Annotated in this window: 25 protein-coding genes; 4 read left to right on the top strand and 21 right to left on the bottom strand. The window is 51.9% G+C overall.

What is annotated here, in order from left to right; genetic code table 11:
• Position 1: 1 nt before the first annotated feature.
• The 17 genes from UTO39_RS21520 to UTO39_RS21440 all read right to left on the bottom strand — a co-directional run bounded on the left by UTO39_RS21520 (position 2) and on the right by UTO39_RS21440 (position 14,877).
• Complete coding sequence (locus UTO39_RS21520; RefSeq protein WP_320728064.1) at positions 2-739, bottom strand: phage minor tail protein L; 738 nt, start codon at positions 737-739, stop codon at positions 2-4.
• Positions 740-794: 55 nt separating this feature from the next.
• On the bottom strand, positions 795-1,133 hold the full coding sequence (locus tag UTO39_RS21515; protein WP_001704112.1) for a phage tail protein: 339 nt from the start codon (positions 1,131-1,133) through the stop codon (positions 795-797).
• A complete protein-coding gene (locus UTO39_RS21510) occupies positions 1,130-4,267 on the bottom strand; it encodes a phage tail tape measure protein (RefSeq protein ID WP_320728063.1) in 3,138 nt (1,045 codons plus the stop codon). The genes UTO39_RS21515 and UTO39_RS21510 overlap by 4 nt, the downstream gene beginning before the upstream one ends.
• Positions 4,251-4,523, bottom strand: coding sequence for a phage tail assembly protein T (locus UTO39_RS21505; RefSeq protein WP_010429901.1), 273 nt, complete (start codon positions 4,521-4,523; stop codon positions 4,251-4,253). The genes UTO39_RS21510 and UTO39_RS21505 overlap by 17 nt, the downstream gene beginning before the upstream one ends.
• Before the next feature lie 50 nt (positions 4,524-4,573).
• Positions 4,574-5,005, bottom strand: a complete 432-nt coding sequence (gene gpG, locus UTO39_RS21500) for a phage tail assembly chaperone G (protein WP_320728062.1) — start codon at positions 5,003-5,005, stop codon at positions 4,574-4,576.
• A gap of 10 nt (positions 5,006-5,015) precedes the next feature.
• Complete coding sequence (locus UTO39_RS21495) at positions 5,016-5,759, bottom strand: phage tail protein (protein ID WP_320728061.1); 744 nt, start codon at positions 5,757-5,759, stop codon at positions 5,016-5,018.
• Positions 5,760-5,768: 9 nt separating this feature from the next.
• Positions 5,769-6,170, bottom strand: coding sequence for a phage minor tail U family protein (locus UTO39_RS21490; RefSeq protein WP_001704117.1), 402 nt, complete (start codon positions 6,168-6,170; stop codon positions 5,769-5,771).
• Positions 6,167-6,745 carry a phage tail protein gene (locus UTO39_RS21485; protein ID WP_032623278.1) on the bottom strand — a complete coding sequence of 193 codons (579 nt, stop codon included), beginning with the start codon at positions 6,743-6,745 and terminating at the stop codon, positions 6,167-6,169. The genes UTO39_RS21490 and UTO39_RS21485 overlap by 4 nt, the downstream gene beginning before the upstream one ends.
• A 9-nt stretch (positions 6,746-6,754) precedes the next feature.
• On the bottom strand, positions 6,755-6,997 hold the full coding sequence (locus UTO39_RS21480; RefSeq protein WP_230852446.1) for a DNA breaking-rejoining protein: 243 nt from the start codon (positions 6,995-6,997) through the stop codon (positions 6,755-6,757).
• 25 nt (positions 6,998-7,022) lie between these two features.
• Positions 7,023-7,349, bottom strand: coding sequence for a capsid cement protein (locus UTO39_RS21475; protein WP_320728060.1), 327 nt, complete (start codon positions 7,347-7,349; stop codon positions 7,023-7,025).
• Between the two features lie 82 nt (positions 7,350-7,431).
• Positions 7,432-9,465 carry a ClpP-like prohead protease/major capsid protein fusion protein gene (locus tag UTO39_RS21470; protein WP_277421267.1) on the bottom strand — a complete coding sequence of 678 codons (2,034 nt, stop codon included), beginning with the start codon at positions 9,463-9,465 and terminating at the stop codon, positions 7,432-7,434.
• Positions 9,392-10,891 carry a phage portal protein gene (locus UTO39_RS21465; RefSeq protein WP_010429887.1) on the bottom strand — a complete coding sequence of 500 codons (1,500 nt, stop codon included), beginning with the start codon at positions 10,889-10,891 and terminating at the stop codon, positions 9,392-9,394. Before UTO39_RS21465 ends, UTO39_RS21470 begins: the two co-directional genes overlap by 74 nt.
• Positions 10,888-11,103, bottom strand: coding sequence for a hypothetical protein (locus UTO39_RS21460; protein WP_001704123.1), 216 nt, complete (start codon positions 11,101-11,103; stop codon positions 10,888-10,890). The genes UTO39_RS21465 and UTO39_RS21460 overlap by 4 nt, the downstream gene beginning before the upstream one ends.
• The gene (locus UTO39_RS21455) at positions 11,100-13,202 is read right to left on the bottom strand and encodes a phage terminase large subunit family protein (RefSeq protein WP_320728059.1); all 2,103 of its coding nucleotides are present in this window, start codon (positions 13,200-13,202) and stop codon (positions 11,100-11,102) included. Before UTO39_RS21455 ends, UTO39_RS21460 begins: the two co-directional genes overlap by 4 nt.
• Positions 13,202-13,690 (bottom strand): DUF1441 family protein, encoded by a 489-nt coding sequence (locus UTO39_RS21450; RefSeq protein ID WP_320728058.1) that lies wholly within the window; start codon positions 13,688-13,690, stop codon positions 13,202-13,204. Before UTO39_RS21450 ends, UTO39_RS21455 begins: the two co-directional genes overlap by 1 nt.
• Before the next feature lie 334 nt (positions 13,691-14,024).
• Positions 14,025-14,411: a hypothetical protein gene (locus UTO39_RS21445; protein WP_320728057.1), complete on the bottom strand. Its 387-nt coding sequence runs from the start codon at positions 14,409-14,411 to the stop codon at positions 14,025-14,027.
• Between the two features lie 109 nt (positions 14,412-14,520).
• Positions 14,521-14,877: a hypothetical protein gene (locus UTO39_RS21440; protein ID WP_320728056.1), complete on the bottom strand. Its 357-nt coding sequence runs from the start codon at positions 14,875-14,877 to the stop codon at positions 14,521-14,523.
• A gap of 420 nt (positions 14,878-15,297) precedes the next feature.
• On the opposite strand from UTO39_RS21440, the gene UTO39_RS21435 reads away from it, so the two are divergent.
• The gene (locus tag UTO39_RS21435; RefSeq protein WP_320728055.1) at positions 15,298-15,783 is read left to right on the top strand and encodes an N-acetyltransferase; all 486 of its coding nucleotides are present in this window, start codon (positions 15,298-15,300) and stop codon (positions 15,781-15,783) included.
• Between the two features lie 162 nt (positions 15,784-15,945).
• Here the strand turns inward: UTO39_RS21435 and UTO39_RS21430 are convergent, their stop codons facing one another.
• Genes UTO39_RS21430 through UTO39_RS21415 form a run of 4 tightly spaced genes read right to left on the bottom strand, consistent with a single transcriptional unit; the run spans position 15,946 to position 17,549 of the window.
• On the bottom strand, positions 15,946-16,218 hold the full coding sequence (locus tag UTO39_RS21430; protein WP_320728054.1) for a hypothetical protein: 273 nt from the start codon (positions 16,216-16,218) through the stop codon (positions 15,946-15,948).
• Between the two features lie 7 nt (positions 16,219-16,225).
• Positions 16,226-16,855, bottom strand: a complete 630-nt coding sequence (locus UTO39_RS21425; RefSeq protein ID WP_320728053.1) for a glycoside hydrolase family 19 protein — start codon at positions 16,853-16,855, stop codon at positions 16,226-16,228.
• Positions 16,852-17,148, bottom strand: coding sequence for a phage holin family protein (locus UTO39_RS21420; RefSeq protein WP_320728052.1), 297 nt, complete (start codon positions 17,146-17,148; stop codon positions 16,852-16,854). Before UTO39_RS21420 ends, UTO39_RS21425 begins: the two co-directional genes overlap by 4 nt.
• Positions 17,145-17,549: a putative holin gene (locus UTO39_RS21415; RefSeq protein ID WP_320728051.1), complete on the bottom strand. Its 405-nt coding sequence runs from the start codon at positions 17,547-17,549 to the stop codon at positions 17,145-17,147. The genes UTO39_RS21420 and UTO39_RS21415 overlap by 4 nt, the downstream gene beginning before the upstream one ends.
• Before the next feature lie 189 nt (positions 17,550-17,738).
• On the opposite strand from UTO39_RS21415, the gene UTO39_RS21410 reads away from it, so the two are divergent.
• The 3 genes from UTO39_RS21410 to UTO39_RS21400 all read left to right on the top strand — a co-directional run bounded on the left by UTO39_RS21410 (position 17,739) and on the right by UTO39_RS21400 (position 20,415).
• Positions 17,739-18,596 carry an FRG domain-containing protein gene (locus tag UTO39_RS21410; RefSeq protein ID WP_265637987.1) on the top strand — a complete coding sequence of 286 codons (858 nt, stop codon included), beginning with the start codon at positions 17,739-17,741 and terminating at the stop codon, positions 18,594-18,596.
• Positions 18,597-19,004: 408 nt separating this feature from the next.
• Complete coding sequence (locus UTO39_RS21405; RefSeq protein WP_032677913.1) at positions 19,005-19,523, top strand: hypothetical protein; 519 nt, start codon at positions 19,005-19,007, stop codon at positions 19,521-19,523.
• A 4-nt stretch (positions 19,524-19,527) separates the two neighbouring features.
• Complete coding sequence (locus UTO39_RS21400; protein ID WP_320728050.1) at positions 19,528-20,415, top strand: Kiwa anti-phage protein KwaB-like domain-containing protein; 888 nt, start codon at positions 19,528-19,530, stop codon at positions 20,413-20,415.
• Positions 20,416-20,433 lie beyond the last annotated feature (18 nt).

Raw genomic sequence — 20,433 nt, 5'->3', positions numbered from 1 at the left:
TTCATTTCCCCTGCAGGTTAGCGGCCGGAAAACCACCGAACGGCAGCGGCGCGTCCGGGCCGTGACGATCCTGACAATCCTGCCGGCGGCCGCCACAAACGTCTTTTGACGGGTCATCGGTCGGCATACCGTTTTTGGTAAAGTATTTCGTGCCGTTGTAATCGCATCCGGTCCCGCTGCGGTACCAGCCCCGCATACACCAGGTGCAGACAGGCGTAATCTGCCGTGTCGGCAGCTGCAGGCTCTGAATATCGAAAGGAGAACACAGCTCGAAATCAACCTGTACCCGCGTCTCTGCGGTTTTAGCATTGACGTAAAAGAGCTGTACGCGCTCATCGGCAGGGCTGGCACCTGGATTACCGTTTTTCCAGTTAGCGGCGTCGAGATACTTCGAAAGCGTGGTGTGGATTTTGACCTTAGCCCTAACCATATCGTCATATTCAAGACACAGCGCCGTGACATAGTTTCCGACGTTCCCGACGGACAGCGTGGGCGTTGGCTGGGACCCTGTACTCGATAACTCCATCCCCTTCAGTTCGTAGGGATGGGGATCGTACTGGTTTCCCTGCCAGATAATGGCGGGAAGATTTTCTGCGGCGAAGGCTGCCCACCCTTCTTCCTGTATATTGTGCGCATGAAAACGCAGCACCTGATCCATACCGAATTCAGTGCCGTCTATCTCAATCAGCTGAATAACGCTGCCGGGCTCAAGCTGTTGTATATCTGCCGTAAAACTCATACATCACCCATAAAAAAAGCCGCCCGGAGGCAGCTTTCAGTGTTTGTCGAGAAAATCAGGGCGCGAACGCCTGTTCAAAAGTGAAGGCCACAGTGGCTTTTTTCCCGGTAGGGAATGAAACGCTGAACGAATCGGCTTTCATTCTGAACAGTTTTTTTTCACCCCATGGCGTGGTCCACCAGAACGATTTAGTAACGTGAGACATCAGAAAAGCGCGCAGCGCAGCCGCCTCCTGTCTGGTGCCCGTCCAGTCCAGGTTCCACGTTTCCTGTTTGTCGTTGATCCCCATCCCTGCTATCTGTTTGTAGCCATCCCCGAACTGGGCCTGCAGCGTTCGGGCAGTTTCAGTGCCCTGCGCTGTTTTTCGCGTGCGCCAGGTAAACGTGTCTGTCACGCTGTCCTCCTCGAATAAAGCACGCCGCCCGCGGACATTTCTTTTTTCAGTCGCTCGGTGATTGTCTGCTGAACAATCGCCTGCAGCTGTTTCGCCGTCCCCGTGGCGTTCGCCTGATTTATGCTTCCGTCACTTCCCTGCTGGCTGATGCTAACTGGGGCATAAACACTGACCCCGCCCATGCCAGCACCGGCTGCGCTCCCGCCACCGACCAGTCCCCCCGTGGCGTACCCGCGCATCAGGCGATAAAGGTTGCTCACGCCAAGACGGCTGGTTGACTCTTTGTTGAAGACGAACTCTCCCCTGTGCACAAGACCGGCAGGCTCATACTTGCCGCCATCTCCTGTGTAACCACCCACGTCGTAGAGCTTGGGCCGGAAAGACGGTACCGCGAATGACTGTCCTGCAGATGCCGTATTGGTTCCGCCACTTATCCAGCCCATTGCGCTCTGGATGGTGTAAGCCACCAGCAGCTGGTTGATAACGGACACAATCATTTTAAGGATCGAGCTGGTGAAGTCCCTGAAGCTTGCCTTCCCGGTTGTCGTCAGGCTGGTAAGCTGGCCCGCCAGCCCGCTGAACGTAGCCTGCGAAATCTGCTGAACAGAGCTGAAAACGTTTGTCGCTGAATCCTGATATTCGGCCCAGCCCTGTTTCGCACCGGCCAGCCAGTTTGCGCGCAGGGCATCTTCAGCCTCAAACGTCGCCCTTTGCTCTTCCAGAACCTTTTGCTGCGCTTGAGGGTTGTACGAATAGCTTTCGCTGAGACGCTGCAGCGTAGTTTGTCGCCCGGCTTCCCGGGTAGATACCCCCTCAGACTGAGCCTGCAGGCCCGCCCTGGCGGCTTTTTGCTGCTGCTCAAACTTCACGGCCTGATCGGCCAGCTGGTTGAGCTTTTGCTGGCTGGCAACCTTATCGCCCAGGTCGGCCAGCTGCCGCTTGTACTCGAGCGTTTCTTTCTTGTGCGCAAGCAGGGATTTTTCCTGCACCGTAAGCTGACGACGCCCCGCGGCCTCCTCCAGAACGGTGAACTGATTTTCAGTCTGCCAGAGATCCTGACGCTGTTTGCTTATGACGTCGTTCACGCTGGTATGCTGCTCAAGCGTTTTAAGCTGGGCCTGAAGGGTGAGAAGTTCGGCCTGCGCCTTTTCCTCGGCTTTATCCCCGGCGGGCGTTGAGTAGCTTTTGCCTTTCGGCGTTTTTGGATCCTTCCACTGCTTTTCAATCCCGGCGCGAGCCGCGGCAATGTCCTTTTCAGTCCACAGCGTGGCGACACCGTCTTTCGCATCCTGGCGGTTTTTCTCAATAAGCTGACTGAGCTTTTTCTCTGCTGAAGCCCGCTTTTCTGCCGCCGTCGCACCGGACTCCACCATCTGGTTAAACTGCTGCTGGCTGCGGATTGCCTGAGCCTGCTGGTCCGTTCGCATTTTTTCCCGCGCGGCTGCCAGCCCTTCCTGGGCGTATTGCTGATCGGCAAGATCGTAAGCCTGCTTTTTCAGCTCCACCTGCTGGCGCGCGTTTCTGAGCCTTTCCGCATCCGCTTTATGCAGAACGTTGTTACCGGCATAATCCGGGTCGACTTTAAGATTGCTGGACAGCGCGCGATACTCTTTCTCTGCTGCCTGCCATTCAGCAAAAGAGTCCTGGCGCTTCATCGCGGTGTCAGGATTACGCCCGACGCCCAGCATCGCATCCCATGCGCCGGAGGCGGCATTCTTCACCCAGTTCCAGGCTTTTTCGAGGGAGCCAAGATTATCCTCGACCGCACCGGCACGCTGAATGACCGCGTCGGAATATGCCCGCATGGCCAGCTCGGCGGCCTTCTGCGAATCCCCCAGCGCCTGAGCAGAGGCAATTTGTTCATACTGAGTGGCCGTCAGAAAGTGTAGGGAATCATTGAGCGTCGCGACCGCGTTAACCGGATCATCCTTCAGGCGTTTAAACTGATTTATGGTTTCGTCAACGGCCTGCCCGGTAGCCTGCTGCAGCCTGGCGGTAACATTGCTGACCATGCTGACGTCATTACCGCTGAACGCGCCGCTGCCAACGACCTGCGCCAGCACGCCTGCAGCGGCATGCTGCGTGATGCCATTACCTGCCAGCGAGCGCGCCAGCGCCTGCAGTTGCCCTGACGTTTTCCCCGCGTAGTTCCCGGTCAGGATCAGCTGCCTGTTAAATTCCTCAGACTCTTTGCTGCCGTCGTACCAGGCCTTACCCAACCCGAATACCGCCGCGGCAATCCCTCCGACCATGCCGGCGATCCCAAAACCGCGCAGTGACAGAAGCTGGTCTATCCACCCTGCCCGGTTAGCCAGAGTGATCCCGGAGCCGCGCAGCGCGCCGAAGTTACCGCGCATGACCTCGCCGATCAGTATTCCCAGTTCCTGCCGGGCGGCGGCACTTTGCAGCCCCAAACCGTGCGTGGCGACTTTGGCAGCTTCGAGCTTGCGGATATAGACTTCAGCCGCATCGCTGGCACCGACCTGCGCCGCCTTCATGCGCAGTAGCTCGGTACCGGAGAGCTTTTGCTCTGCAACCTGTTGCTTCAGTTGGCTGAGGAATCGCGTGCGCGCTGCGGCCGATTTTTCCTCCACGATCTGCAGTTCTTTTTGACGGGCCGTGGTGCGGGAAATAAGGGCGAGATAATCCTGCTGGGTTATGTTGCCCTGCGCCCTAGCTGCGCGAAAGCGCGCCTGCACGTTCGCAAGCGACTGTGTCTCACCATTGAGCTGGCGAACGCCGTCAATCTGGCGGAAAAATGATGCCGCCAGTTCATCCTGTCGACGGGCAAGCGCTGCGGCCTGCCCGTCATTCTCACGCATTCGCTGATTAAGCTCGGTCACGCGGCGGTGAGTTTCATCAACGGACTTTGAAACGTTCTGCCAGTCTTTGGTCAGCCCTTCCGTTGCGGCCGACTGGCGGGATTTCATATCTGCGGCAGCCGCCGCGCCAGCGTCGCCCACAGTTTTAAACGCAGCCGCCTGCCGCTCGGAAGCGCGCTGCATTCGCGTCTGGACTTTTTCAGAGTCCTCGGCCATCCCGGTGAGCTGGCCCTTTATGCGGGCAACCTGCTCACTAAACGTGGCGCTATCGACGTCAAGATTGATGACCAGATCGCTAATCTGCTGGGCCATATCGGATACCTCCTGTTATCCCCTCAGCTGCGGCCATCAGCGCATCATCATCCGGCTCGTCATCGCTGATGACGATACCGGAAGGAGAAAGCAGGCTGAAATGTGCGGGGGTAAGTTCCGGGTCGCGGAAGAAAAGAGTGGAGATGGAATAAAGCAGCTCTGAGAAATGCGCATCGAGCTGCGCGTCCTGAAAATAATGCTCCCGGTAGAACTGGTGCCAGTCGCCCAGCTCACTGGAAGTCATTCCAGCCAGCATGGCGCGCCAGTCAGGTCGCCCGAACTCGCGCGCCAGATTCAGGACAAACTTCAGCTCGCTGGCAAGGGCTTTGCCGCCGTAACGGGTTCAGCGCTTTCGACCTCCGCTGAGGCATCCGGATCGGCAACGTTGTCATCCTCAACCGGAACGAGCATGCCGGAGAGCAGCTTTATTTCCATTTCTGCTTTACCGATCGCCTCCGGCGGCCAGCCGCTAAGCACCTGCTGATAAAGCGTTTCCACATCCGTGCCAGCCGGATCGTTATGCCACAAAGACATCGCGATCAAACGCGCACCACAGCGAATATTTGAGCCTATCAGCCTGGCCGTCATTTCCTGATCGCTGATGCCGTCGCTATCAGCGCTGACGGCCTTTTCCTCTGCGGCCATAAACGTGATGTACTCAATACGCTGCAGCGCCGACAGCTCGAAGATGGTCAGGGATTCTTTTTGCCAGGTGAACTTCTCTTTTTTCAGAAACATGCGTCCTTCCTTACGCTGCAGTTACGGTGACTTTGCAGACCGCAACGAAATTACCGTCGCTGGTCATAACAATAACGTCAGCGGTGCCTGCCGCCACGCCGGTGACGGTGATCGCGTTGCCGCTAACGGTGACCGTTGCTTTTGCCCCGTCGGAGGTTGCCACGCGGAACGAGGTATCTGAGGCACTGGCAGGGTTAACCGTCACATTGAGCGTTGAGGTTGCGCCGACGGCCACGCTTGCCGTGGCTTTATCGAGCGTAACGCCGGTCACGGGGATATTCGGGGTCCCGCTTTCTTCTGCCAGTTCCGGCTTGCCGGTATTGGTGATTTTCGCTGTACGGGTAATGACCTCTTTTGCCGGAATGGCTTTACCCAGGCTGCTGCACCAGCCGCGGAAAACGTCGACGGTACCGTTCGGGTATTTGATTTTGTAATAGCGTACTGAGCCATCAATAAACCATGCGACAAGGTCTTTTTGTCCATCTTCGCCCGGCTTCCAGCCGAGGGTGAACGAGGTATCGCCAGCAGATTTTGCCCCCTGGGCCGTCGCGTTCCAGTCGGCATCCTCGTCGTCGAGGTAAGTGTCGTCATACGATTCGGCGGTCATTTCGCCCGGCGTGAGCTCTTTAATTTTCGCCAGGCGGTTCCAGTCGATATCCGAGAGTGGGTTAGCGAAAGCGTTGCCCGTTCCGGTGTAAAGCCAGAGGGTGGTACCGGCACCTTTCACGGGGGCCAGCGGGTTTGGAGTAGGCATAAGTACCTCTTAAATTGAATAGGTGATTAAGTACGTGAAATCGACTGAACCCCAGGTGGCCATTTCATCATCCCGCTGATAGTCATAACCCTGCGGGGTGAACGTCTCGACCAGTTCGGTCAGACCCGGGATGAAGGCCATTGCCGGATACACTTTCTCTTCCATCCAGGAATCAAGCGCGCTGTCGGGGCTGGAGGCTTTAAGAAATACCTCGATGTGAACAACCGCCTGCCACGAATCTTCGTCAAGCGAATCGCCGGTGTATTCCGCGTCAGAAAGGTATACAGCCACGGCAGGGAGATCCTGCTCTTCAAGAAAAACAGGGCGCCCGTCAAACCAGGTGACCGTGTCGGTGATCTCGGCTTTAAGTTTTGCCAGAATGGCTGCACGAATTGCGCTGTGTCTGTTCATCGTTTCAGGTGGATCCTCAGTTGGTTTTTCAGGGCTGCGGAAAGTTCTTTGGGCATATCGCTTTCAATAAGGCGCTTTGAAATAGCGGTGAAGGCCACGGTGAGCGGTGTCTCAAGAGGAACTTTAACTACATCAATCGGATAACGGGCCTGACCTACGCGCCGCATGACCTGCCAGCGCCCGTTCGAGAGCTGTTGGATAAAAGCGTTACGAAAGGTATAGGGCCCGATTTTAAGGACGCTGCCCGCTCCGTTTCTGGCCCCTTTTTTACGCGAGAGCCGGACGCGCGCCGTGCCGAGCTTTATCGCAGGAAGATTACCGCGGTTGATTTTTATCGACGCGACCGGGCGATCGTGACGGGCCTTGCGCAGACGGGAACGCTGGCGGACCAGACGAACCGGAAGCCCCTTTTTCCGGTTATCATCAACTGTTGCTTCTTTCGCTACAGCTTTGCTCCCCTGGCTTATCGTTCTGCTGGCTACCCGGTTTAGTGCTTTTGCGGTTGCCTCAGGAACGATTAACCGGCTGAGGCTGTTCAGGTTCTGAATAGCCCTTTCCAGTCCTTTCACAGACATAGCGCCTCCTCATTCGAGATGGATGCGGGGTTTTCCGTTGAACATGTCATAGCGGGTAACGGTCAGGTTCTTACCGTCGTAGTCGACGCTGTCGTTTCGGCGTGGCTGGTAAAGCTCAGAGAAAACCACCAGCGAAGTACCTGTTCCCGACAATGGCCCCATTTCCTCGAGTTGCTCGGCTGGAACAACGTCATAGCTGCTGCCATTGATGATCGCTGTCTTTCCCATCTTTTTTATGGTGGCCGCGTCCATGCGCGCCGCCATCCGGTCAAAGGGGTTAGGCATTGATCTTAACTTCAACAACGGTGGTGTTTGCCCCTGCATCTTCCCAGGCGATGCCCGCGGCAATGGCGTCCGTTTCTTCGATCGTGATATTGCCGTCCTTCAGATACACCTGCGCCCCGGCAGTAACAGCATCTGCGGATACTTTTGGCAGAAGGAATACCCCCTCAGTAAAACCATCCCCGGTATCCCCAGCCGGAATATCGGTAATTGCCACCGCGATAAGTTTTCCAACAACAACCGGGTCGCCGCTGTGAACATCGGTTGCACCACTGTTTACCAGAGGGATCGTTTTCCCGTCCTGCGCATAGTTCTTAGCCATAACTTCTCCATTCAGCCCCTTGCGGGGCTGGTTTCAGGTATAAAAAAAGCCCTTACGGGCGTCTGTTTGTCAGGACTGTTTTTTACTGACCAGAGGATTTGGTCATGCCGCGATAGTCCAGCGGCGCCACACCTGCATCAATACGCACTTTCGTGGCGATACCATCAGTGGTGAAGCCTTCCTGCTGATCGATGTATGGCGTGTCGACGCCGTTGAGATAAGCGACCTCGATGGTGTCGGTGCCCTTCGCGGCAGCCAGATACCAGGCTTTCGCATCAGCTTCATCCAGGCGCGGTTCGGCAATGACTTCTGCAAAGTTCTGGATAGGGTTAACGATCCCGGCATTGATGTCTGCACCTTTAACACTGGCCGACTTGATGGTCTGATTTGCCAGAGTTTCCAGGGCGACGGGCACCAGCATGTAGGCCGGACGGATATTCAGGGTTCGCTCCCCCTCCTTCTGCAGACGCATCAGCTTGCGCGATTCGTCCAGGCTGGCCACAGAAATTGCGCCCGAGCTCAGGTTCTTGTGATCGGCATGGAAAAGCGCCTTTCCGTCTGAGAGTTTCGGGTTTTTGGTCAGAATGGCGTAAACCAGATCGCCAATCGTTGCTTTCGCCGCGCGCCCCATCTTCATCGGTACGTCGGTAAGCTGGTTCAGATCGTCGTTGATGATCGCCTGGCGGGTTACTGAGAAGATTTCACCATACGTGGCAAGCGCAATGGTTTCGCCTTTGTCACTGGTAGTAATGTACTTGTACTCAGCCCCTTCGCGAACCTGTCGCAGAGAAGGGAAACCACCCATGCCGACACGATGCGCCGTTTTGAAGTCCGACAGCTGGCCTTTTTTGGTCCACTGTTCGAAGGTTTCCTGCGCCTCGTCCCAGCCCTGAATCAGCGCTTTGTTCGCAACATCAAGCAGAATGTTGCCAAAGTCAGAGGTGCTGTGGGTCAGCGCCAGGCCAACCATCTGCATCGGGTTGTAGCTGGCCACGCCGATACCTTTTTCAGTCAGGGCCATACGCGCATACTCGCGCAGCGTCATACCGTTATAAACGTTATCCCGCTCCTGACCTTCGAACCCGGCACGCGCCATCAGTGCCTGGCGAATACCATCCGCGACGAAGTTACCATTGCCCGCATGAATATGCGGCTGGGTGGTTTTATTGGACGGCGTGGCCGTTTTACCGAGTTCTGCCAGCAGCAAATCTTTCGCCTTATCGACGGAGCAATCAGGGTCGGCCACACACTGATTCTGCAGTTCCATGTGCTTATTGCCGAACATGGCAAAGAGATCGCCGATAGCGTTAACACGGGCTTTCTGCTCAGCCAACACCTGCGCGCGGATCGCATTTTCATCCGGTGCCGGGTCTGTTTTTGCCTGCGGTGCCTGAGGCTGGGTAATAACCGGATCACGCTGGGTAGTGTTACGCGGCGGGGTGATCATGTTGCGAATGCTTTTTGGCATTTTTTCAAATTCCTCAATACGTTTTGAATGAATACAGGCCATAGCCTGAAGGGATGGTGTCACCTGGTCGGCAAAACCCAGTTCAAGGCACTCGCTGCCGTTCATCCAGGTTTCGTCCTCCAGCATTGCCGCAATTTCTTCGGTGGATTTTCCGGTTTTCTGCGCATAAGCCGGGATAAGAACGGATTCAACCTTGTCGAGAAGATCCGCATAGTCGCGCATATCGCTCGCATCACCACCAGCAAACCCCCAGGGCTTATGGATCATCATCATCGTGTTTTCAGGCATGATGACCGGATTGCCTACCATCGCAATCACCGAGGCCATAGAGGCCGCGAGACCGTCGATATGCACGGTAATCGCCGCGCCGTGATGCTTCAGCGCGTTATAAATAGCAATACCGTCGAAGACATCACCACCGGGGGAGTTGATATAAAGGTTGATGTGGGTGACGTCCCCAAGTGCCCGGAGATCATTGACGAACTGTTTCGCCGTTACGCCCCAGTACCCGATTTCGTCATAGATAAAAATGTCGGCCTCGCTGTTATTGCTGGCCTGCATGCGGAACCACGAATTACTTTTTGCGCTGGCTTTCGGACGGTGGCGCGCCCGGTTCTTTGGCTTCGGCACTGGTGCCTCCTTTATCATTGGCGGGGTCGGTGTCAAACACCAGGCCCTGTTCACGGTTCTCGTCAACCTCCGCTTTACGGCGTGACTTAACATCATCCGGGTTGCGACCGCTGGCACGTATCCAGTCGGATTCAGTAGCAGCACCGCCGCGGATCTGCGTTTTCCAGGCATTCGCTTCTTTAACGGGATCAATCCACGGCATAACGGGCCCCGAATAAACCGCGTTATAAAGCGAGTCCATATCGATGCCTCTCGGCAGCTTGATTTCTCCGGCAGCGATAGCCATCTTCAGCCAGGCCCGGTACATGGGCCGGGTCACTGAACCGATGAACCAGTCCTGAAGAATCAGATAGCCGTCGGTTGACTCGACAAGCTCCTGCCGCTGGGCACTGTACGTTCCGTTGTAGTTTCTGGATGTGCTGGAAAAGCTGAGGCGACTGCCGGCGGACACGGCACGCAGCTGTCCGTTACGAAAAGACTCGAGGTTAGGGTTCGGGCGATCGGATTTAATCATCCCGATTTCTTCCCCGGCCTGCAGCTCGTCATAGAGCATACCGGGCTGAATCATCAGCTCGCGGTCATCGCTGCTGGAATCAGACTCGAAGCTCTGTCCGTCGCCTTTTTTGATATACATGCCGAGTGCGGCAGCAATTCTGGCAGCGGTAAGCTCCGAGTCCTCGTACTCTTTCAGCGCGCTCAGACGCATCAGAACACCTGACAATAGAGACGTTCCGCGGGTCTGGTGCAGGCGTCGTGTGAATTTGAGATGAAGCATGTTTTCTGCATCTATCTCTTTGGTATCGAACTGACGCCCGGATACTGGCAGGCTTTTATAGACCTGATATTTTTTCGGGCGCCCCCAGTTATCGACAAAAACGCCCTGATTGAGCTGGGTGGCGGCATCGCTGTTCATCGGCACGAAGTCCGGCTCCAGCGCTTCCAGCCAGAACGGCACGCCAGCAACCGGCTGAAGACCATTTCCGGTACCGCGAACCAGCTGAGCAAATACCTCACCGTCCCGGAGCCACGTTCGCAGCATCAGCCGCTCCAGCATGGGGCGGGTAAACTGGGTTGTAACATCGGGTCTTACGGACCATTCGCCCCACTTTCTGCGGATATCAGTGGCCAGCTTTTTAGCTATCTTCCCGTTAGTCAGCATCGGATGCGGTTCAACAATGATGCCCTTCGCACCCACCACCCTTTCTTCCAGCTTGTCGAAAACGCCAATCACCAGATCGTGATTGTTGTCCAGCCAGCGCGCCTGCTGCCTCAGTGAAACCGCCCCCATCTGGCTGAGCTGATCGGCTGAACGATTTTCCTTCTGGGCTTTGTGGGTACGCGTTTGCTTTACCGCCTCATACGCCTTAATAACTGCGCGGGCACGCAGGCGTGAGGCTTTCCAGCCTGGTGAAAACAGGCCAATCGCATCATCTAAAAAACTCATCCAAACCTCGCCAGCCTGTAGCCGGGTCGCCCGCGGCGTTTGTTATTGAGCGTTGCCAGTCGTCGCTCCCATTCCTGACGGCCTTTTCTGATTTCCGACAGGTTTTCGAGCGTCATCTGCTGCCCGTTGAAAGTGATTGATTTCCCCTCCAGAACAGACAGCTCGGCTGCAGCGTAGCGGTCGATCATGTTTTGAATATCTGCTGGATTCACACCCAACCTCCTGACGAAGACCACGGATTAGCCTGCTCGGTTACGGGCTTCTCACGTTTTGGTTTTGATTTAGATTTAGGCGCAGGCGGCGGGGATGGCATTTCGCCAGCTTCCGTCTGCGTGTCCTCGATCCACGTTTCCCGCCGTGCCCACTCAGGAGCAGACGGCCATTTGATTTTTTCGTAACCACTAAGAATGGCGAGCGCGTCGGCATAAACGAGCAGGTCAAATGCTTCGTTTGCGCCCCGGCCGGGCTTACTCCATTTCCCTTCATTCGAGCGTTCCTCATACGTCAGTTCGTCATAGAACCAGCTGCCCAGCCAGGCGGGAAAATGCACATAGCCAGGGCCGGGTGAATCACGCCACAGCGCATTATTCACCCGGTCTTTAAGGGCATCGGTCTGGAGAAGATAAAGAGGCACATCACCCGTCGCCTGTGCGCGGCGCGTTGATCTGCCCGTGTTGTCGGGAAACGTTCGCTGGATAAGTTTGCTGCGCCTGACGCTGTCCCCCTTGAAGAGGTAGATACGCTTACCCAGCCCTTCACGACGACATCTGCGCCAGAATTTGTAGGCATTATCCGTCACGCCATCTTCACCCCCTGAGTCCACGGCCATCGACATCAGCCGCATGCCCTTTGACGGGTCAGCTGCGAGTGGCCACGTTTTATCAAAGACGTCGGTGAGTAAAAGATCCCAGTCCTCCGGGTAGCTCGCCGGATCCACCTGTAAGCTTTCCCCGTTGCCGTCGCAGCGCAGCGAATGCCGGATGTTGTAACGGTCAACTATCCAGCGCTCACCCATACTTCCATAACCCGTAATCTGCACAACAAATCGCCGGTTGCGCCCGGCCTGCACGTCCACGGTCGCAGTGAGAAACTGCACGCCGTCCGGTACCGAGCGTTTTGGGACTTCTTCGGCACGCTGCTCAAGCAATTCACTTTTACGCTGCTCCATGCTGGCCCGCGGCAAATAGGGCCTGCCGAAATCGGTGTTGATCACCGTCTTCAGGGTTTCTTCGCTGCGCGTGGATTCATATTCCTGCTCGGCGGTCAGGAACTTATAAATAAGCTGCGCCCAGGTCTGGTAAGCAGCTGCCGGACCTTCCATCCAGAAGGAGGCAATACGGGAACGACGGCCATCACCGCTAACCTGGCCTTTACTGTCGATGGTTTGCCCGTCCCGGAGCCAGACACATTTCATGTTCAGCGCACGCTTCATGTCCGGTGTGATCCTGCCTTTACAGGCAGGGCACTGAAGAAACGCCGATTCGCTGGCAAGCACAGGATCGCTGCTGTCGCGGTATCCGGTCATATTGTCCATTTCCGGCTGGAAATATTCGCCGCAATGCGGGCATGGCCAGTAAAGACGACGGCGGTCACCACGGTTATAGAGCGATAAAATTCCGGTGGTCGGAGGGGCTTCATGGGGCGTGGAGCGCCGCCATTTTGTGTCTCTGATATCCCTCCCGGGCGAGCTTTCAACCAGCGTCATCCCGGAGGACATGAATGTCGTGGTACGCTTCGATGCCAGTGAAAAAGCATCCCCCTCCCCGTCGATATCTTCCGGAAAGCGGTCATAATCCGTCAGCGCCACACTCTTATAGTCCGAGGACGACATGATATTGACGGATGGCCAGCCAAGCTTCAGATAGTTGCCAGCGCGGAATGTACGGTCGTAGACGTTGTTATCGTTACGTCTTGGGCTTAGCCGGGTTTTAACTTCAGGGCTACAGCGAAAAGTACGGTCCAGGCGTTTTTTGGAATGCTCGCGCGCTTTTTCCTCAGATACCTGAATCACAAGCATATCTGCCGGATCGCAGACAATGTTATAAACAATCCAGCCGTCAATCAGCCCGATGGTTTTACCCGTTCGCGCCGGGCCCACAAACACCACCGCATCGTATTCACGCGATGCCAGGCAGTTCATCGGCTCAATCACATAGGGTGCCAGATCCGGATCCCATGGAACTGAGTTTCCCGCCCCCATTGGCACGCGCATATAAGTACTGACCGCATCGGCCACCGGCATACGACGCGGGGCTCGTAAAATACCGGAGACATCGCGGCGGATGTCCCTGGCGGATGCACGCTTTGCCATCAGTCCTCCTCAGGCTCTTCCTCCTCTTTTTCAGCGACCTGCACCCTCTCCGCCATCTGGTCGCGCAGATCATCAATAACGCTTTGCACACGAACTACCGCAGCAGGCGTTAAAGCACAGTCGCGCTCGAGCACATCCGGAAGGGTTTCAAGTACCATGACGACGGCTTTCGCCATCAATGAGAATTCTCGCGCCACTTCATCTGCGGGTATTAACTGCCCCGTATCCTGTTCGAACTTCAGCCTCTCATTCTCTGCTTTCCAGTGGGACAGCCTGTCAGAGGGGGGCATATCATCGATGTTGGCCGAAACGGTAGGGATCATCAGTTCGGTCATAATGTCGGTCACCAGATAGAGCTTTAACTTGCTGTTGCTGCCTGGAGCAGGTTCAACATTTTTCAGTCTCGCGGCAACCGTCTGACGGTGTACGCCGGTTATCCCTGCCAGCTGGTTGATATTGAGTTTTAAAGTGGCAATTTCCTGGTCCATGATGGTGAACACTTTTTGAACGATTCGACATCTTGCGAAAATGGCCTCTAATTAAATCAAAGGCCTGCGCACATGATGATGATGACCCTGGATCCGAAAAACTAGCCGTTTCCCGCGAGCGCGCCGCCCCGTGGTCGGGACCCCGCTGGGAGGACCCTCCAAAACAAAGCACTTCTCAAAGCTACGAGTTCCTGAGATCGATTATCATTAAAAGTAATTTTAATTTGATAAACCGGTAGGGTTGATATTGTCTTTGATCTGACTCTACTGAGGACGCAGACAAAAAAGCCACCTGAACTAATAGTGGCTTTTAATTGTTAACTTAAATTTAGCTTTAACTAAATTTAATTTTAGATATTTGATTAGAAACTTCCGTATCTAACGATGTTCTATCATCTCTTTCCTTTCTTTGCTTCTCAGCAAGTTCATGAACTTCTTGATCATAATGATTGTTAGCAATTTCAATAAGTTCAATGAGCTCCTTTGATACAAATTCCAAGTTCTTATCGCCATGAATTTGTGCATAAGCTTCAACAAAATTGGTATCAACAGGGTTTACAGGGGCCTTGCTGAAGTTTCTTCCCCTGTAAGAATTTACAGCATCAGAAAACTTGTTACGCCATTTCTCATCAGGAAACCCATCTAAAACGAATTTAAATACTCCCCCTTCATTAGTGTATTTTGAATTAGTTTGATCGATGCTTGTGATTTTGAAACCCATATAACTTCCTTTTATAAGTTGAGCATGAATATCATCTTTGATGATTAACCTTACATATCAGTAACATATGTACTTAAGAATGATGCCGAAAATAACGTTAGTCAGCACATCAATTCTTGCTACGCCGTCTGAGAACTAATCGGCCGTCACCTGCCTCGATTTCCTCATAATCTTTAAAGACAGCTACAAGGAGTGCTATGCCAATGGATGCAGCAGCAATAATCGTAGCAATCTCAAATCCTGTATATGCAGCTACCGGGAGTAGCCCCATGGTAGACAAACCACCGGTAAAAGGTGTTGCGGCTAATACAGCAGCAATCGCAGCAAGCGTAACCCCACTTGCCTTTGCCACTGTTTTTCCTTTGCGAACCTTGTTAGCAAGCTCGCCTTCTATTCGAATGGTTTCAGCTTTACTTTTCTGTGCGCGTTCAAGTTCATCTTTGGTACGTACTATCACTTGATTCATTCTAATCCCTCTTATAGCAGAATCATAACCTTAGGATTAATCTGAATCAGCAAAAATTGCAAGATAGTTTGATCGCCTTGCAACCGAGTTGCATAAAGGATTTGCAAGGATTTTACCTCTTGGGTTGCGCATTTTTTTGCAGCTTGTTCGTGCGTTCTGAACACTATCTGTTGCGGCCTACATGTGCTTCCTCTCTAAAATGTAACAGTTTTCTCGGCATCACCACCGTTAACAAAAGCTTTGCCCAAGTTCACAGCCGAAGGAATTTCTTAGATTTGCGCGTACGATGCGCTCCAAAGGATTTTTTTGAAAAATTTAATCCACTTCAAAATTTCAGCTAATGAACCATTGATATCAAGGAATAAAAAATAGGAACGTCGTATTTTAATACCGCTCATAACATATTAAAGAGAAACTAAAATGCCTGAAATTGTTGACCCAACAGACTCATTGATAAGTTTTCAGCATGCACTGTCAAATGGTCTAATCAGACTTTCTCCATGTGTAGTTCACACCGATATGAAAGTGCTTTTAGACGATGCTAATGGTACCCCCAGGATTACTTACGCCTTTGTTCAAGGAGAAACTGTTAAAGGTGTTGCCGTATATGTGCCGGTCGAACCAGTAGAAGGTAAGCCATGTTTTGGCGTCGGTTATGCTGTAGCTGATGGATTTAAAATGCAGGGCGTCGGCACAACGCTTTTCACCGCAAGCATCGAAGAAATGAGCTATGGATTTAGAAACTCGTTTAGTGAATTCTATGTAGAGGCTATCGTCGGAGTTGATAATCAGGCATCTAACAAACTAGCTTCGAAAGTTTTATCTGTTACGCCTGACTCAGGGAAGGATTCCCACTCTGGCAAGCCTATCAATCAGTACATGAAGCTTTTCAGTACCACCAAGTAATATTCTTCAGGCGCTTATTATTGCGCCTTTTTAAACATGCAGTTCTTCTGCCAAGCTTTGTTATGCGCCAGGATGTCTTTCTTCGTCTGGCGGTCCAGTACATCCCAGTCGTGATCGGTTCCGTAAATGGGTTTAACCCAGTCGCAAGCCGTGTCCACTACCTCAACCCTTGCGGGTCCAGTCTGTGCGCAGCTCGCGATCAACATCGTTATCAAGCATGTGATTAACATTCTGCTGTACATTGCTGGCCTCTTTCGTGACTTCCGCTTTGCGTTCCGCCGCGGCAACAGTCGCCGCTGCATTTTCTTCAGCGCGCTGCTGATTGGCTTTTGCCTTTGCCTTTCCGCTGTCTCGAATATTGCCAGCAACAAAACCGCTAAGCGCGACGGCCACCAGCGCACCAATACCGCCCAAAATCATTTTGATAATGCTCATAGCCACCTCAGACCAGCACGGATTTAGCCAGGTTAAACAGGGCGCGCCGTTGTTCCAGCCCGTTACGGCCGCCGTTGATAAGCAGCGTCACGCGCTCCACGTCGCCGAAATGGAGCAGGCATCCGTGAGAGACGTAGAACCATGCAGCGGAGCGCGCGGCGAATTCATCTCGTTCCAGCAGTTCGGGATACGAAACCAGATCCAGTTTGAGCGCCTGGCCGCAGCTGTGATAGTTGCTAAGCCCGGTGATTTGCTTCAGGCCGCGGCCCCGATATCTCCAGCCATCACCCGCGGTCTGGTTGCCCAGGTTCTTTTTGCCCCACTCACCGCCATAAACCAGATTGGCGATCGCTTTCTGGTTAGCCGGTTGAGTCGCCGTTCTGCCGAGCGCGGCGGCCTGCTGTGGAGTAATGCGGTGCCTGCCGAACGTGGGAACCAGTTTTTCCGCCGCATAGTTCAGGTTTTCCACCAGACGGGTAAACCCGCCGGACTCATGCCCCATTTGTGCGATAAACATGGCCTGATCGAGCGGGGCAGTAATGCCGAACTCCTTCATTGCAGCATCGATGTAATGAAACCAGCGCGCGGCTAGCCCGGCGCTGATACCTGCCGCCTTTTGAAATTGTGTTTGGTTCAAGTTGTGCTCTCTCCAGTAATACGAGCGATATTGCCGCCCGTACGCCAGACAGCCACGCAGACAACAACGTTAATGAGGATTTCACCGTAATCGACCTGCACATAATCGCCGTGCCAGATGCGAAAAGCTGTGTATGCAGGAGCCAGAATCAGCCCATAGGCCAGAATCTCCATTACCCGGCGCCGCCGCATACTGCGCTTACGGAAAAACATCAGCCGGAACGAAATCATGATGCAGGCCAGTGCATTAAGGTGAAGCAACAGCCATGGAAAGTTCAGCAGCAGCCACGTCATTCTTCCCCCTTCACGCCGGGCAGATTGCCTGTTTTTGAGCCGGCAAGAATGCGCAGCAGAATTGTCACGGAAACCGTTGAAGCCGCCAGTGCGCCAATCGCGGGCGATACCTTAATAGTGACTGGCGGGCTAAGCTGATTCAGTCCGGCGTTGATAAGGGCGGCGATAATTTCTGAAGCAGTACCGGCACAGTAAATGCCACCGATAAACGAAATGAGCGCAAAAAGAATCTGCTTCCAGATTTTGTGGTCCTCAGCGCTGAGGATATACAGCGCCGCCCCTGCGAGGGAGCAGACCATCACTGCGGGCGTAGCCTCTGGAAAAAGCGTGGCAAAGGTGATTCCGGTTGTACCAGCAGCCACGCCCGCCGTTACCGTTGCAGTTATTGGTTCTGCGGACATTTAGCCCCCTCTTTTTGCCGTGAGCCCTCTCAGAACGAGGGGATATAAAAAGCCCCGGCGGGGGCCAGGGCTTAAGGAACTGATCTGTTAAAAGTTGTAATCAATCTTCCATAATGTGATAAATGGCCCTTGTTACACTATTGAAATGCCTCTATAAATTTCAGTTCAGTATTTTTTAATGGATTTAAAATGGAATTGTCACTAAAAATAGATTCAGTAACTTCGTTTCTAAGCTACGTTTACCAGCAAACAGCTCCAACACACATCAGATGCTACAGAGGCCAGTCAAACACTCAATGGAGTTTGAGACCTTCTGTTATGCGAGGCCTTCGCGCAAATGCCGAAAGGCAGATTTTCAGCGAGTTAATGGTTGAATCTCCAACAGAGTTCAATGGTGATCGCTTGATGTTCGACAAGTTAGTCAGAGCACAGCATTATGGACTGCCAACCCGCCTTCTTGATGTGTCCCTAAACCCTCTGGTTGCCCTATATTTTGCTTGCAACGAGGAGGCACACCATGATGCAAATGGTGTCGTACACGTTTTGGACTTTGATGAAAATCGAGTACGATTTTCAGATAGTGATACCATCAGTTTGATATGTAATTTGGCACGACTCACAGATACAGAAAAGACTGAAATTAAGCAGGAATATAAGAAAGTTAAATCCTGGAATGAAGGTGCTCGCGTGGAGTTTCGCAAACTTGCTCCTATGAAACGCCTATATCAGTTCATTAGGGTAGAAAAACCCTACTTCACTGATTCGATAAAGCCTGGAGACATGTTCAGATATCATTTTGTGTACCCAGCTAAAACAAACAGGAGAGTTATTGCTCAATCAGGAGCATTTCTAGTCGCTGGACTTCTCGAGTACTCATCCCCTGGCCGAACACATAAAGGTTTTACCGCAAGTAAAATTGTGATTCCAGCCGAGGCGAAATCACAGATACTTAAAGACTTAGACGTTTTGAACATCAACTCCAGAACAATGTTCCCAGAAGTTGAATTTGCAGCTGGGTACATAAAGAAGAAGTGGCAACTGCGCTAACCCCGACTTTTGGTGTGAGTCAAACCACTTTTGTTTGGCTCACATTCTGTGTCGTTTCTAGTTACCCATCAGAATCAGGTGCGAATGATAGACCACTTTTAAAACATTAACCTATAGCGCATGAAGCTTAGAATCCACAACAAAGTGGACTTTAGCGCTTCGACAGGCCAAAGGATTAAGGCACTGACGTTGGTTTAGACGTTAAAATTTGTCACGACCGCGTTCTAAAAGCGTTTTAAGTCCGTGTATTCGAAGCCACTCTTAACAGACTACGATTTTTTTTGCGTACGCGTTAGTGTTTTTTGACACTACAAGTGATAAGGTTAAAAACCGTTCTTAAACAACATGGTTATGAGCTCCTTTATAGGCTAAAATACTGTATGCACATACAGTACAAGGCGGATTGATATGAATCGTTTAGCAAGGCTACTACTTACTGCGAGCTCCATCGCTCCAGTTTGTGTGACGTTGATTTTCATAGGGTTTATGAAGCACAACACATGGCTTATATACACGAGTCTTGTTACGGCGGTTGTAAGTTGGATACTTTGTCTGACTTTAGTAACTGTGGCCGAAAAAAAATTTGAAATTCTTAGCAAGAATATTGACTCCGTGTCACCTGCAAATAAAGAAGTAACTAATTACTTTCTTAGCTATCTTTTCCCTTTACTTGGGACGGATTCAATTGCAACTGTAAAAGAGTATGCTATATTCTTCTATGTATCACTTCTTTTATATATATCTTTTTCCGAAAACTACAACTTCAATCCCGTGTTAGCTTTACATGGGTATAAATTCTATGAAGCTGAAGATGATACGGGTGTGGGGTTCGTGTTAATTTCCAAAGAGATTATCACGAACATCAAGGATATAAATTTTAAAGTTGTCAAACTGACTGAACACACATTCCTACATGTAAAAGGATAAATCCATGCCGTTATTTGCAATTATGGATAATCAGAGCGCTATAAAAATAGTGAGAATAAAACTAGATAGAGCTGCCTCGACTATGATTAACGAAACATTTAATCAGCAAAGACAATACTTTGAAGCACATCATGACTCAGTTATACCATTTTACGCTGGATATAACCCTAGTTACAATGAAAGCTTTGAATTAGAGAATTTCCATGATTCTAATTTACTTATGGATGCAGTAAGGAGAAACACTGCAATTCCCGAGTGGAAACCTGAAGAAATAAATATAGACCACATTAAAGGTTTGTTTGTAGGTGTTGGTGAACCGAATGTGGAAAGCTGCATTGCCTTACAAACCTTTAATAAAAAGCAAATCCTAGACACATCTAAATCATTTGTAATGTCCCTGGTTGGGGCGGCAAATACTTTTAGCAAAGCTGAAAAGGTTGGCTTTAATATAGACGATAAATTAGTCGCCATTATTAAAAATGACAAGATTTATTTCCGAAGCTTTTTCAAACTTCGCAGTATCTTTGACATGACAGTGTATTTTCAAGAGGCTACAGACCAAGACCTTGCATTATTTTCCAGTAATGCCGCATTTTCTATACCCGAGGGTCTTGATTTGAGCGTTATTGCCGACACCCCAATAAGAAATAAAATAACATTAATAAATAAAAGTGGGATCTTAGACGCTGAATTACTGCCCGTTTTGAAATCTGCAGCAGAAAAAATTGGATTCCCTTTAAAAATCAATAATATCGAGGGCCAAGAAAGAATTGAAATGCCTCAAACAAAGAGAGAAATTAAAGCTCTATTGGATTTTTTGGATGAGGATATTTTCACCTCAGAAATTAGCCAAAAGGTCTTTAAGAGCAATTCGAAAAGACCTTATGCATGAGATAGATATCGATTTATT

The sequence above is a fragment of the Enterobacter sp. 118C5 genome (assembly GCF_034107645.1).
In the GTDB taxonomy this organism is placed as follows: domain Bacteria; phylum Pseudomonadota; class Gammaproteobacteria; order Enterobacterales; family Enterobacteriaceae; genus Enterobacter; species Enterobacter nematophilus.
The sequence above is the reverse complement of the archived record's forward strand: the minus strand, read 5'-3'. Positions and strand labels throughout refer to the sequence as shown.